This window comes from Flavobacterium sp. C4GT6, from assembly GCF_036347315.1.
Lineage (GTDB): Bacteria > Bacteroidota > Bacteroidia > Flavobacteriales > Flavobacteriaceae > Flavobacterium.
On sequence record NZ_JAZGZU010000002.1, the window covers coordinates 141,540 to 154,041 of the forward strand.

General features: G+C 34.3%; 12 protein-coding genes. 6 read left to right on the plus strand and 6 right to left on the minus strand.

All coding sequences use genetic code 11. The annotated features are described in order from the left end of the window. Window positions 1-5 precede the first annotated feature (5 nt). From V3Z67_RS02900 to V3Z67_RS02925, 6 genes are all read right to left on the minus strand, one after another. Entirely contained in the window at window positions 6-1,025 is a 1,020-nt protein-coding gene (locus V3Z67_RS02900) for a hypothetical protein (RefSeq protein WP_330441884.1), read from the minus strand. Next, a complete protein-coding gene (locus V3Z67_RS02905; RefSeq protein ID WP_330441885.1) occupies window positions 1,025-1,822 on the minus strand; it encodes a hypothetical protein in 798 nt (265 codons plus the stop codon). Before V3Z67_RS02905 ends, V3Z67_RS02900 begins: the two co-directional genes overlap by 1 nt. A 35-nt stretch (window positions 1,823-1,857) precedes the next feature. Next, entirely contained in the window at window positions 1,858-2,262 is a 405-nt protein-coding gene (locus V3Z67_RS02910; RefSeq protein ID WP_330441886.1) for a hypothetical protein, read from the minus strand. A 269-nt stretch (window positions 2,263-2,531) separates the two neighbouring features. Next, entirely contained in the window at window positions 2,532-3,077 is a 546-nt protein-coding gene (locus V3Z67_RS02915; RefSeq protein ID WP_330441887.1) for a hypothetical protein, read from the minus strand. A 188-nt stretch (window positions 3,078-3,265) separates the two neighbouring features. Then, window positions 3,266-3,790: a hypothetical protein gene (locus tag V3Z67_RS02920; RefSeq protein ID WP_330441888.1), complete on the minus strand. Its 525-nt coding sequence runs from the start codon at window positions 3,788-3,790 to the stop codon at window positions 3,266-3,268. 116 nt (window positions 3,791-3,906) lie between these two features. Beyond that, a complete protein-coding gene (locus tag V3Z67_RS02925) occupies window positions 3,907-4,788 on the minus strand; it encodes an AraC family transcriptional regulator (RefSeq protein WP_330441889.1) in 882 nt (293 codons plus the stop codon). A 569-nt stretch (window positions 4,789-5,357) separates the two neighbouring features. Between V3Z67_RS02925 and V3Z67_RS02930 the strand changes: the two genes are divergently transcribed. The 6 genes from V3Z67_RS02930 to V3Z67_RS02955 all read left to right on the plus strand — a co-directional run bounded on the left by V3Z67_RS02930 (window position 5,358) and on the right by V3Z67_RS02955 (window position 12,499). Then, entirely contained in the window at window positions 5,358-6,749 is a 1,392-nt protein-coding gene (locus V3Z67_RS02930; protein ID WP_330441890.1) for a UDP-glucose 6-dehydrogenase, read from the plus strand. Between the two features lie 2 nt (window positions 6,750-6,751). Next, complete coding sequence (gene rfbB / locus V3Z67_RS02935; RefSeq protein WP_330441891.1) at window positions 6,752-7,801, plus strand: dTDP-glucose 4,6-dehydratase; 1,050 nt, start codon at window positions 6,752-6,754, stop codon at window positions 7,799-7,801. 37 nt (window positions 7,802-7,838) lie between these two features. Further along, window positions 7,839-8,705 carry a glucose-1-phosphate thymidylyltransferase RfbA gene (gene rfbA / locus V3Z67_RS02940; RefSeq protein ID WP_330441892.1) on the plus strand — a complete coding sequence of 289 codons (867 nt, stop codon included), beginning with the start codon at window positions 7,839-7,841 and terminating at the stop codon, window positions 8,703-8,705. 177 nt (window positions 8,706-8,882) lie between these two features. After that, on the plus strand, window positions 8,883-10,169 hold the full coding sequence (locus V3Z67_RS02945) for a nucleotide sugar dehydrogenase (RefSeq protein WP_330441893.1): 1,287 nt from the start codon (window positions 8,883-8,885) through the stop codon (window positions 10,167-10,169). Continuing rightward, window positions 10,169-11,353: an L-2-hydroxyglutarate oxidase gene (gene lhgO / locus V3Z67_RS02950; protein ID WP_330441894.1), complete on the plus strand. Its 1,185-nt coding sequence runs from the start codon at window positions 10,169-10,171 to the stop codon at window positions 11,351-11,353. Before V3Z67_RS02945 ends, lhgO begins: the two co-directional genes overlap by 1 nt. Window positions 11,354-11,383: 30 nt before the next feature. Next, window positions 11,384-12,499 (plus strand): DegT/DnrJ/EryC1/StrS family aminotransferase, encoded by a 1,116-nt coding sequence (locus V3Z67_RS02955; protein ID WP_330442159.1) that lies wholly within the window; start codon window positions 11,384-11,386, stop codon window positions 12,497-12,499. The last annotated feature ends 3 nt before the right edge of the window (window positions 12,500-12,502 follow it).

Here is a 12,502-nt window from a genome sequence, read left to right on the forward strand (position 1 = left end):
AAACCTTAGTTTGGTACGATTACAAAGTACACGTATGTGGTATAGGTTCCCGGTGTAGCCGAAAGATCAAGTGCATTAGGTGGTATAAAGAATCTAAGGTTAAACTCGATACTCTGTACATATTGTGATCGTATAGCGATTACCTGATCACTTGCCGAAAGACTTATGGGTGAGTATATTGTTAATCCGGGTATGTTTTCGTTAGTACTCAGTTCTACGTTTAGTATAGATACCGGTATGGTTGATGAGGTTGTTGCCGATGTCATCTCATTAGCAGATGCTTTTACATTAAGCTGATAATTAGTGGGAGAGGTTACTTTTAAGCCTTTGATGACCTGTTGTGAGACTCCGTTAGTATAACTCTCGGCGGTATTATATTGTAAATTGAAAATGTTGGCGCCGTTTTGTAAACTAACATTCTGCTGACCATTATTTCCCAGATAGTTTAGTTGTAAACGTGCACTACTGTTTGTTGATTCTGTTCTTGTGGCAATAAGCTCTTCGGTTCCGTTGTTTTTTATTTTGTATAGTTTGTATTCGTATGCAGAATAGTAAGTTCCGTTAGGGTTTACAAGTAGATGATTTCCTCCTTGTATAACAAGGTTAAATCTAAACACTCTGTTTACTGTTCCGGTTAACGGGACATCGCTGTGTATTAGTGTTATTTCGTTAAAGGTACTTAACTGAAAAGCTTGTGAAGAAACATTTATTAATGAGTTGTTTGACGAATTGTTGTTTTGCTGTTCGTTAAACTGTAGGGAACTGTATTGTGCTCCAACAGTGTAAGAATCGTGAGTGTAATCCTGAATTAATCTTACAGTTAGTTTCCATTCGCTTACATTGTTTGGACCACTATATTTCTGGATATTTACGGTAGATTGGTTTATCTGCGTTTTTCCATTTACCATTTCATCATAGGTAGTCATTTGCGGTTGTCCGCCTCCCCAGGAATTAAGCGTTATTTGTGCTTTACCTTGGAGGAAAGTTAACAATAATAATATAAGGGCTGTTTTTGCAGTTTTCATTACAGGCTAAATTCGAGTTCTGCTATTTTTATGACATCTTTTTCTCCATAAGTCAATATTGCCGATACGGTATAGTCGCCTTTTGGCAAGTCTGTAGGCAATATTTGCTTTAATGATCGTATGTTACCCGGCAGTGTATAGAATTCAGATTCTTTTAATACTGTTTTTTTACCGGTACTGTTGTTGAAAAGTTCCCATTTAACCGTTCCGTCGGCCCATATTTTACTTTGGTTTTCAACTTTAAGCTCAAGAATTTTATTTTCCTGATCATCAGCATAACTTAAAAAATCTACAAAGTCTATAAGTGCTTCACTATCTTTATTAAATGAATGGTATATTTTCACGCCCATCCTAACGGTAACCTGTATTGAAGCTCCGTTTTTGTCGGTTGTTTTACCCGGGTTAAGTTGGGTAAAAAATATCATTGAGTTGTGTACAGGTGTATTCTCATCGGCATCCTGTGGCACTTTTAATATAATTTCAATTTCTTTAGTTTCTCCCGGTTTGATAATAAAATAGGATGAAGGTAATATTTGAATCCAGTTAGAGCATGAAGTTGAAATAGTGTTAGCATCCAGTATTTGGTTTTTACCATCTTCTTCATAACTCCAGTCGCTAAAAGAAGCTCCTATTTCCAGTTCTTTATTAGTAGGGTTGGTGATTTTTACAAATTGTGAGCCCGAAGCACCTTTTCCAAACTTATAATATAACCTGCCGGGTGTTAGTGATATTCCGGCTTGAGCAAAAACTGTATTTGCAGCAAAGAATAACGTAATAGCTAAAAAGAATTTTTTCATGATTCAAGTTATTTATAACAGTAAAGTTATTGAAATTACTGAGGTACCACAGTATAAATTACATTAGTGGTGTATGTGCCCGGTTCTTTGTTTAAATAGTTACTGGTTTGTGATGCAGGAATCGAATAAGTAACATGAAAACCTCGTGCGCTCTCACCTTCTCCAGATGACACTATGTTAGTGTTGGAGGTGGATAATGGCACAGGGCTATTTATTTGTAAACTAGCTGGTGCTGTGCTGCCTGATCCTGTTAGATCGTTACCCAGGGAAGTTGCTATCATTATAGTGTTAACTGGCAATGTAGTCATGTTTCCGTTTAACGAAAAGTACTCGGTGGTAGCCCTCACATTTATTTCATAACCATTGTTTGAGGTTACTTTAATATGATTGGTTTGCTGACCCGATGAACTTCCGTTAATGTAATGGGTAGACAGGCCCATGTCTATGTTTACAGAGGGCTGTGTTACTTCTATACTAATTACCTGGCCGATTAAGACATTAACCTGCGTTTCGGCTGAGCCGATTTGGGAGAAAGCAAAAAAGGGGCAAGATAGGAACAGAAGCAAATATAAAATTTGCGGTATTTGTTTCAAAGGGGGATTTTTTCTTTGCCTTTATTGCATGCAAAATAAGTATACTGCATGTACAGAAAAGCACCAACTGTAATGATATACAGTTGGGGCTGATTCCTAAAAACTTTCAGTATTTATTATAGCGCGTATAGCGAATAAGTCACTGTAGTAGTATATGTTCCACCAGCATGGTTAAGGTACTCTGAAGCACTTTCTGAAGGAATTGAATACTCAATGTTGTAACCTCTTAATGATTCACCTGTGTTGCAAGAAATAATAGTGTTCTCTGTTGAAGTACTTAAAGACTGAGCAGTAAGTGTTGGAGAAACAGAACCTTCTGAACCTGCACCAAGGTAAGAACCTAGTGTTGGAGTAACAGTAATAGTGTTGACAGGGATAGTTTCTGAGCCTGAAGTAAGGTCTGAAGAAGCAATCACTTTCACTTCATACTCTCCTGTAGCACTAATTTGAACGTGATCAGCTTTTTGACCTGAAGTGTTACCAGACTGGAAGTGTTCAGGAGTGTTCATGTCGATGTCAACCGATGCATCAGCAACAGTGATTTCAAATGAACTTGCTAAGTTTACGTTAAGTGTTGTTTCAGCTGTGTCTTCTTGTGCGAATAGTGAGTTTGCAGATAATGCGATGATTGCAACAGATGCAACCTTGAAAAAATTAGTCATCAGTTTGTATTAATTTTAGTGGGACAATACCTAGTACCTAGGGGGCTAAGTAATAAGGTTTACTTTTTTAATTTTAACAGTGCAAATGTATGGGGTATAACAAAGATAATGATAGTCAAAAAAGTACTTTTTGCTATCATTTTAAGTTAAATATAACATTGTAATATTTAAATGTTAAATATGTATTGTTATGGCATTAATATAGTATAGGTGATTAATGTAGAATACGTTCCCGTGGGCTTGTTTAAGTATTCTTCTCCTCCTGATACGTGGTATTCAATGTTGAATGACCTTTTAATGTCTCCGCTATTAGACTGTACAAGTGTATTGTCTGTAAGCGATAAAGTGGTAGGTGACAGGCTTATGTTGCCTTGTGAATCACCTCCTATATTTCCTTGTGTTGGTGTAACTGTGACAGTCCCAATATCAATAGTTACTCCTTCACTGGTAAGGTTTGAAGCGGCAGAAACTCTTATTTCATAATTACTGCTACTCATTATTTCAATATGGTCAGATTCGTTGGTAGATTTACCGTTGATATAATCTGACGAGTTATTCAATGATAGGGATACATTACTTTGGTTCTCATTTACTTTTATGCTTTGAATATCGTTTAAGTGAATATTCAGGTTTGCACTCGAGTTGCTTTGAGAGTATACTGTGTATGTTACACAGTTAAAAACAACAATTAAAAGTAAAATAAACTTATTCATATATCCGCCCCTCTAAAATCAATACACTCCAAATATAGTAGATTAATGGATTAGGTGTGTTATGAGTGTATAAAGAAACGTTGAAATGAAAATAAATTCGATGAAATACACAAATGTTACGGTAGCAGATTGCTTTTTTGGGTTGAGTATTCCCTATACTCCCTTGGTGACATGTTTACGGCTTTAGAGAAAAATCGTATAAAATTACTTGGTTCTTCAAAGTTTAATTCAAAAGCAATTTCTTTAATGTTCATTGTGCTGTGGATTAGTAATCTTTTAGCTTCCAGTATGGTCTGTTCGGTTATCAGTTTTTTTGGGGATTGTCCGTAAATATTTTTGCAGGCATCTGTTAGTTTTTTTACAGATGTGTTTAGTTCTTCGGTGTAAAACTTTAATTGTTTTTGTTTTTTAAAGTTTTCTTTTATCAGTTGCCTGTAGTTATGTACCAGTTCGTTCTCCGGATTTGTGATTTGGTTAAAACTTTCGGGAGTATTGGAATGTGCTTTTTCGTGGCAATACAATAGTAATCTTTCAATGCTGTTGTGTGCAATCATGTATTCAATTTCGTTGTACGGTTGCGTGCATTGTTCTGCCAAATTTTTATAGTCTTGTTCAATGCTTATTTGAGTGGCATTGTCGAGTTTAAATTTGTATAGTTTTTTTGAGTTGTCAAAAAAGTAACAGTTGTTAATAAAGTTAATGTCAGTTTCGTGTCGGCAATAAAAGCTTTCCTCAAAGCGAAGTACCAATACTTCGAAAGTAGAAGGGTTTTCTATTTTAAAGACCTGATTGATACCTATAAAGGCGCATTCTCCTTTTTTTATTTTTATTTTATTTATGTCTATTTGTAAAACAACTTCTCCTGATCTCACATAAAACATGGTGTAGAAATCTCCGCGACACGAATGGTTTATTACTTCGGATTGTTGTGGGGTAACATAAAAGGCATAATAACCAAACGGATGAATGTTTTTGTCTATGTGTAGTTGTTTAATCATTTTTTGAATATGTCGTGTTTTTTCAAAAATATAAAAAACATATTCTTGAACAAATATGTGTTTGCTTTTTCGCTGTAAGGATGTTTTTATTCTGTATTCTGTTATTATATTGTTAAACAGTTAAACAATTTATTTGGATGGTAAAAAATGATATACTTTGCGCTAGTTATTTTATAGATAAATAATGATGCTAGAATAATAGTGTAAAGGGGAAAAATCCCTGTAGTTTAATATAAATGTGGTTTAAGAATATAATCTAACTATATTTGCATGGTAAAAAGAACAGCCAGCCAAGTCAAATGTTATGGAAATAAAGTGAAAATTTCTATTAGCTATAAAATAGCTGTTATGGTAAACTAGGTTTACTATGCACTGTTTTATACCTGCTATATATTGAGATACTTTCTTCCTTAATGTTTTTTAATGAGAGCTAATTTTAGTATTGCTTTATATTAAAGAGTAACATTCTTTTGCCTTGTGAAAAATAAAATTGTCAATTAGGTATGCAGATAGTAAGTATTTGTCATATCATTTAACTGTTGGGTGTTGTGTAATAAAGATGCTAATTAATGGTGGTTAAAAATATATGTTGTATTGGGGCAGGTTATGTAGGAGGTCCTACAATGGCTGTTATTGCTTATAAATGTCCTGGTATTAAGGTTACTGTCGTAGATGTTAATGAGGCTAGAGTCAAGTCATGGAATGATAAAGATGTTTCTAATATACCTATTTATGAGCCTGGACTTGAAGATATAATTGCTGAAGTAAGAGGTAGAAACCTATTCTTTTCTACTGATGTTGAAAAAGCTATTGACGAGGCAGAGATGATTTTTATTTCGGTTAATACACCTACTAAAACATATGGATTAGGGAAAGGTAAAGCAGCTGATTTAAAGTATATTGAGCTTTGTGCTAGGCAGATAGCTTCTGTGGCTAAAACGGATAAAATTGTTGTTGAAAAGTCTACACTACCTGTTAGGACAGCTGAAGCTATTAAGAGTATTTTGGATAATACCGGAAACGGAGTTAAATTCCAGATTTTGTCAAATCCAGAATTTCTGGCAGAAGGTACAGCTGTTCAGGATTTACTTAACCCTGACAGAGTGCTGATTGGAGGAGGGAACGATGAAGGTGGTACAATTGCAATAAATGCATTAGCCGATGTGTATGCTAGCTGGGTTGACAGACATAAAATATTGACTACAAACGTGTGGTCATCTGAATTGTCTAAGCTTACGGCAAATGCTTTTTTAGCTCAAAGGGTTTCTTCAATTAATGCTATGTCAGAATTATGTGAAAAAACCGGTGCAGATGTTAATGAAGTGGCCATGGCTATTGGGATGGATAGCCGTATTGGATCTAAGTTTTTAAAGGCTTCCGTTGGTTTTGGTGGCTCCTGTTTCCAAAAGGATATACTAAATCTCGTTTATATAGCAAAATCATATGGGCTTAATGAAGTTGCAGATTACTGGGAACAGGTGGTTATAATGAATGATCATCAAAAAAGACGTTTTGCTTCTAATATAATTAAGACTTTATATAACACTGTATCAGGAAAAAAAATAGTGTTTTTGGGTTGGGCATTTAAAAAAGATACAAATGATACAAGAGAGTCTGCAGCAATATATGTGGCAGATGATTTGTTAAATGAACAGGCAAATATAGCTGTTTATGATCCTAAAGTGAGTGAACCCAAAATTTTAAATGATTTGGATTATTTAGGGACTAGAAGTGAAACGGAAAATAGGAAAGGTGTTGAGGTGTATAGTGACCCTTATGAAGCCTGTAAAGATGCTTATGCCATAGCTGTTTTGACAGAGTGGGATGAGTTTAAAAGCTATGATTGGGGAAAAATTTATAAAAATATGAGAAAGCCTGCTTTTGTTTTTGACGGAAGAAATATTCTTGACGGCGAAATGTTAAAGAGTATTGGTTTTGTATTTCAAAGTATAGGTAAATAATTATGAAAAAAACAATTATTATTACTGGAGGAGCAGGCTTTATAGGTTCTCATGTTGTAAGGGAATTTGTTTTGAATTACCCTGATTATAAGATCATTAATTTGGATGTCTTGACTTATGCCGGAAATTTGGAAAATCTAAGAGATATTGAGAATAAGCCAAATTATCAATTTATTAAGGCAAATATAACTGATGCTGATAAAGTCCAGGAGATATTTACAGAATATCAGCCTCATGGTATTATTCATTTAGCGGCAGAATCTCACGTAGATAGATCTATAAGTCATCCTTTGGAATTTGTAATGACAAATGTTATAGGAACCGTTAATTTATTAAATGCCGCTAAACATATTTGGCAGGACAATTATGAAGATAAACGTTTTCATCACGTTTCGACAGATGAGGTTTTTGGAACATTAGGAGATGATGGTTTTTTTACCGAAGATACATCTTACGACCCTCATTCACCTTATTCGGCATCTAAAGCTTCTTCTGATCATTTTGTGCGGGCATATGCTGATACCTATGGTATGCCGGTTGTTTTAACAAACTGTTCAAATAATTATGGTCCTAATCATTTCCCAGAAAAGTTAATACCTCTTTGTATTTATAACATTATAAATAATAAACCCCTTCCTATTTATGGGAATGGTAAATATACGCGTGATTGGTTATATGTTATTGATCATGCTAAAGCAATAAATTTGGTTTTTCATAAAGCCGAAAATAATAGCTCATATAATGTAGGAGGTTTTAATGAATGGAAAAATATTGATTTGGTTATGGAATTGTGTAGGCAGATGGATGAGAAACTTGGACGTGAAAGAGGGACAAGTGAACAGTTAATAACTTTTGTTCAAGATCGTCCGGGGCATGATTTGCGTTATGCTATCGATGCTACAAAAATCAAAGAAGAACTCGGTTGGACACCTTCTGTTACTTTTGAACAGGGCTTATCTAAAACTATTGATTGGTTTATGGATAATCAGGAGTGGTTAAATAATGTAACTTCAGGTGATTATAAAAAATATTATGAGAAACAATACAGCTGATTAAAATTAGTAAAAGTAACTCGACCAAAATAATAATATGAAAGGAATAATATTAGCCGGAGGCTCCGGAACTCGATTGCATCCATTGACATTAGCGGTAAGTAAGCAATTGATGCCAGTTTATGATAAGCCGATGATTTATTATCCGCTGTCAACGTTAATGCTGGCTGGAGTTAATGAAATATTGATTATTTCAACACCTCATGATTTGCCGCATTTTCAAAAGCTATTAGGAGATGGATCACAAATTGGTTGTCGATTTGAATATGCTGAACAACCGGAACCAAATGGATTAGCACAGGCTTTTGTAATTGGAGAAGACTTTATAGGTGATGATAAAGTAGCCTTGGTTTTAGGAGATAATATTTTTTATGGAAGTGGTATGAGTAAACTGCTTCAAAGTTGCACGCAAGAAGAGGGAGGTGTAGTCTTTGCTTATCAGGTACAGGATCCTGAACGTTATGGAGTAGTAGAGTTTGATGCTGATAATAAAGTACTTTCAATAGAAGAAAAGCCCGAGAGTCCAAAATCAAATTATGCTGTGCCAGGTTTGTATTTTTATGATAATAATGTAGTAGAGATTGCAAAAAACATCAAGCCTTCTGCCAGAGGTGAATATGAGATAACAGACGTGAATAAAGAATATCTGAAACGTAATAAACTACGTGTAGGAGTTTTTGACAGAGGAACAGCCTGGTTGGATACTGGTACTTTTGCATCATTAATGCAGGCTGGGCAGTTTGTTCAGGTTATTGAAGAGCGTCAGGGGTTAAAAATAGGGGCAATTGAAGAAGTAGCTTATCGTATGGGTTATATTGATAAGGAACAGTTAATAAAGGTTGCAGGTCCATTAAAAAAGAGTGGTTATGGAGAGTATCTTTTAAAACTGAACTTTAATAGGTAAGTTCTGATTTATATATTAATTAGAAATATTTTATCATTAAAAATATTAGATTCAAAATTTATTACCGGTAAAGGTTTTGATTGACAAAGAAAGAGATTTATATGGTGAACCTAAGCTGATAAATACATGTAAATTAATAAAGTAAAGTAATTTTTCAGGCAAAGTATAAAAATATTTATGAAACAAATAGCAGTAATTGGACAGGGTTATGTAGGTTTACCTTTGGCCATTGAATTTTCTCAGCATTTTCCTGTATTAGGATTTGATATAAACAAAGATAGGGTCGACGAGTTGAATTCAGGTAAAGACAGAACTTTAGAGGCTGACTTAGAAAAATTAAATGAAGGAATTGAAATTGGTAAAAAGACAGGGTTTGCTAGAGGTTATAAAGCTTCTTGTGATTTGGACGAACTGGCAAAGGCCCAAATTTATATAGTTACAGTTCCTACACCCATTGACCGTTACAATGCACCTGATTTAACTCCGCTGATAAAAGCTTCCCAAATGCTTGGAAAGATTATAAAGAAAGGAGATATTATTATTTATGAATCTACTGTTTATCCCGGTTGTACAGAGGAAGATTGTGTTCCGGTATTAGAGAAGTTTTCCGGTTTAACTTTTAATAAAGACTTTTATGTAGGCTATTCTCCAGAGCGTATCGTGCCAGGAGATAAGGTAAATACTTTAACAACAATAAAAAAGGTTACATCTGGTTCTACTCCTGAGATTGCTGAGGAAGTAGATCAGTTATATAAAACCATTATAAAAGCAGGGACACATAAAGCTTCTAATATTAAAGTTGCTGAAGCTTCGAAAGCAATTGAGAATGCTCAGCGTGATGTTAATATTTCATTTGTTAATGAATTAGCATTGATTTTTGACCGTGTAGGTATTGATACTAATGATGTATTAGAGGCTGCCGGGACAAAATTTAATTTTTTGAAATATAAACCAGGTCTGGTTGGGGGACACTGTATATCTGTGGATCCATATTATTTGGCTCACAGGGCAGTGCAACTGGGTTATCACCCTAACGTAATTCTTTCCGGTAGACGTGTAAATGATTCTATTTCAGAATTTATTGCCTCAAAAGTAGTGAAGCTTATGATAAAGAAAGGTATTACTATCAAGGAAGCTAATGCTTTGATTTTAGGTGTTACTTTTAAAGAGAACTGTCCTGATGTACGTAATACTAAAGTTGTAGATGTTTATAGAGAGCTGAATGAATACGGGCTAAATGTCGATTTATATGATCCATGGGCTGATAAAGAAGAAGTAAAACATGAATATAATGTTGATGTTTTAACCAGTTTGAAAGAAAATCAAAAGTATGATGCAATAATAGTAGCTGTATCACACAATGAGTTTTTAACAATGGATTTAAACGCTTTGAGAAATGAAGCGTCAGTAGTTTATGATATAAAGGCTTGTTTGGATAGAAACTTAGTTGACGGGAGATTATAATGAAATATGATGTAATCATTATTGGTGCCGGATTAGTTGGGTTGGCTACAGCCTATGAGTCTTTAAAACAAAATCCGGCCTTAAAAGTTTTAATCTTAGAAAAAGAAGGTGATGTTGCTAAGCATCAATCAGGGCATAATAGTGGAGTAATTCACAGTGGTATATATTATAAACCAGGAAGCTTAAAAGCTAAAAATTGCATTGAAGGATATGATTCACTTATAAATTTTTCCAAAGAATATGGTATTAAATATGATATATGTGGTAAAATTATAGTAGCTACTTCACAGGATGAGGTTTCTTTGCTTGAAAATATATATGATAGAGGTGTTCAAAATGGATTACAAAATTTAGAATACCTTTCTAGGGACGAATTTAAGGAAATAGAGCCACATTGCGAAGGAGTAAGGGCAATTAAGGTTCCGCAGACGGGCATAATTGATTATCCTGGATTAGCAAATAAAATAAAAGAACTTTTTATAGAGTTAGGGGGAGAGATTGTTTTTTCTCAGGAGGTTAGAGGGATTACCGATAGAAATGACGGGATAACAGTGGAAACATTTAAAAATGAGTATTTAACTGAGAAACTCATATCGTGTGCAGGTTTGTATTCTGACAAGATTACGAAAATGACAAATGATAAAAATGATGTAATTATCATTCCTTTTCGTGGAGAATATTATGAGCTAAAAGATGAAAAAAGATATTTGGTAAATAATTTGATTTATCCGGTTCCCGACCCTAATTTTCCTTTTCTTGGAGTACATTTTACCAGAATGATTAACGGGGCAGTAGAAGCAGGGCCAAATGCTGTATTAGCCTTTAGAAAAGAAGGTTATAATTTTAGTGATTTCAATTTTTCAGAATTAATGAATACTCTTACTTGGCCAGGGTTTAGAAAAATTGTTGCAAAATACGGTAAAACCGGTTTAGGTGAGGTGCATCGTTCATTATCTAAAACTGCATTTACTAACGCTTTACAAAAATTATTACCTGAAATTCAGGAAACTGATTTAGTTCCTGGGGGATCCGGTGTACGTGCTCAGGCCTGCCGCAGGGACGGGACTCTTTTAGATGATTTTGATATTGTAAGAAACGGAAATGTTATCCATGTGAGAAATGCTCCTTCACCTGCAGCGACTTCTTGTTTGTCTATAGGTAAAACGATAAGTGAATTAGTTTAATCCATAAAAAGTAGGAAAGTGAAAATTCAAATGGTAGACCTTAAAGGTCAATATGATAAAATTAAAAATGAGGTAAATATTGAAATTCAAAATTGCCTTGAAAATACTGCATATATCAATGGGCCCGCTGTTAAAGAGTTTCAACATGATTTTGAAAAGTATCTCAATGTAAAGCATGTTATTCCCTGCGCTAATGGTACTGATGCTTTGCAGATTGCCATGATGGCTTTAAATTTACAGCCCGGTGATGAAGTTATTTGCCCTGCTTTTACATATGTCGCAACTGCAGAAGTGATAGGGCTCTTAGGCTTAAAACCGGTAATGGTTGATGTTGACCCCGAGACTTTTAACATCAATATGGAAGGGCTTGATAAATATATTACGGATAATACTAAAGCTATTGTTCCTGTTCATCTTTATGGTCAAACTGCAGAAATGGAAAAAATAATGCAATTTGCTAAGAAATATAATTTATTTGTTATTGAAGATAATGCACAGGCTATAGGTTCTGATTTTACATTTGAAAATGGAACAGTAAAAAAATCAGGAACAATTGGAGATATTGGATGTACATCATTTTTTCCATCTAAGAATTTAGGCTGCTATGGTGATGGAGGTGCATTGATGACAAATGATGATGAGTTAGCTTTGAGAATAAGAATGATAGCAAACCATGGTCAGGAAAAAAAATATTATCATAAAGTTTTAGGGTGTAATTCCCGTTTGGACACTTTACAAGCTGCAATTTTAAAAATAAAATTACAACATCTTGATGAGTATTCGGCTTCAAGAAATACAATGGCTTCGTATTATGATGAGAACTTAAAGGATGTTGAAAATATTAGTATTCCACAAAGATCTACTAACTCAACACATGTATTTCATCAATATACTTTAAGGATTACAGATGGTAGTCGAAATGACTTACAAAGATACCTCACTGAAAAAGGGGTTCCAAGTATGGTTTATTATCCATTACCATTATATAAGCAAGAGGCTTTTCAGCAGTATGTTGATGAAGGGGTTTCTCTGCCTGTGACAGAGAGATTATGTGAGGAAGTTATATCTTTACCTATCCATACTGAATTCAATCAAGAAGTCTCGGATTATATAATTTCAGAAATTAAAAACTTTTTTAAATCGTAAATG

Bases quoted from the DNA above. Each gene is read 5' to 3' on its own strand.
- V3Z67_RS02930 (WP_330441890.1), top strand. From the start codon at position 5,358: ATGGTGGTTAAAAATATATGTTGTATTGGGGCAGGTTATGTAGGAGGT.
- rfbB (WP_330441891.1), top strand. From the start codon at position 6,752: ATGAAAAAAACAATTATTATTACTGGAGGAGCAGGCTTTATAGGTTCT.
- V3Z67_RS02955 (WP_330442159.1), top strand. From the start codon at position 11,384: ATGGTAGACCTTAAAGGTCAATATGATAAAATTAAAAATGAGGTAAAT.
- V3Z67_RS02910 (WP_330441886.1), bottom strand. From the start codon at position 2,262: ATGGGCCTGTCTACCCATTACATTAACGGAAGTTCATCGGGTCAGCAA.
- V3Z67_RS02945 (WP_330441893.1), top strand. From the start codon at position 8,883: ATGAAACAAATAGCAGTAATTGGACAGGGTTATGTAGGTTTACCTTTG.
- lhgO (WP_330441894.1), top strand. From the start codon at position 10,169: ATGAAATATGATGTAATCATTATTGGTGCCGGATTAGTTGGGTTGGCT.
- V3Z67_RS02905 (WP_330441885.1), bottom strand. From the start codon at position 1,822: ATGAAAAAATTCTTTTTAGCTATTACGTTATTCTTTGCTGCAAATACA.
- V3Z67_RS02900 (WP_330441884.1), bottom strand. From the start codon at position 1,025: ATGAAAACTGCAAAAACAGCCCTTATATTATTATTGTTAACTTTCCTC.
- V3Z67_RS02915 (WP_330441887.1), bottom strand. From the start codon at position 3,077: ATGACTAATTTTTTCAAGGTTGCATCTGTTGCAATCATCGCATTATCT.
- V3Z67_RS02920 (WP_330441888.1), bottom strand. From the start codon at position 3,790: ATGAATAAGTTTATTTTACTTTTAATTGTTGTTTTTAACTGTGTAACA.
- rfbA (WP_330441892.1), top strand. From the start codon at position 7,839: ATGAAAGGAATAATATTAGCCGGAGGCTCCGGAACTCGATTGCATCCA.
- V3Z67_RS02925 (WP_330441889.1), bottom strand. From the start codon at position 4,788: ATGATTAAACAACTACACATAGACAAAAACATTCATCCGTTTGGTTAT.